Here is a 691-nt window from a genome sequence, read left to right as displayed (position 1 = left end):
GCCCCCATTATGCCACCTCCTCTGTCTCAAACGTGTCATCTTGATGGGTCGCTAAGTACCGTTTCTTCCGTAAATAAGCGACCACATAACCTCTTGGCCCAAAAATAATGGACAATAGCGAGACGATCGACATGACCACGATAATGGTTGGTCCGGTCGGCAAGTTTGAGATAGTTGATGACAAGTAGGTGCCGATACCAGCTGAGATCCCGCCCGATACAGCAGCCACCAGCAAGACGACTGGGAATCGTTTTGACCATTGTAGGCCGGTAATCGCTGGCGCAATCAACATGTTGGAGATAAGGATGGCGCCGACTGCTTTTAACCCGACAACGATCATGACGATGGCCATTAGGAGAATGACCCAGTTCAATACGTTGGCCTGGATTCCGACTGCTTTCGCGTAATTCGGGTCGAAGACAAAAATCTTGATTTGTCGGTAGCAAGCGATGAATATCGTTAAGGCAATCACTGAAGCGATGATGATTAACCAGACATCTGATTTCAGCAAAAAGGCTGCCTGCCCGAAAATATAGTGTTGGAGGCCTGCTTGTGATGCGTCACCAAACTGCGGATTGCCTTGGATATATGACTTCAGGGCCATCCCCAATCCAAAGAAAGAAGACAAGACTAAAGCCAGGGCCGAATTAAGGCTGACCAAGGAATGCTTATGGATCAACTCGATAAAGTA

At 48.0% G+C, this 691-nt stretch carries 1 protein-coding gene; it reads right to left on the bottom strand.

Annotated elements, in window-relative coordinates:
• Nucleotides 1-7: 7 nt before the first annotated feature.
• On the bottom strand, nt 8-691 hold a 684-nt coding region (locus ACRCJ0_RS17740), incomplete at its 5' end, for a metal ABC transporter permease (RefSeq protein ID WP_431391468.1).

The sequence above is a fragment of the Aerococcus sp. L_32 genome (genome assembly GCF_050689315.1).
Note: the sequence above shows the minus strand (reverse complement) of the source record. Positions and strands in the feature narration are given on the sequence as shown.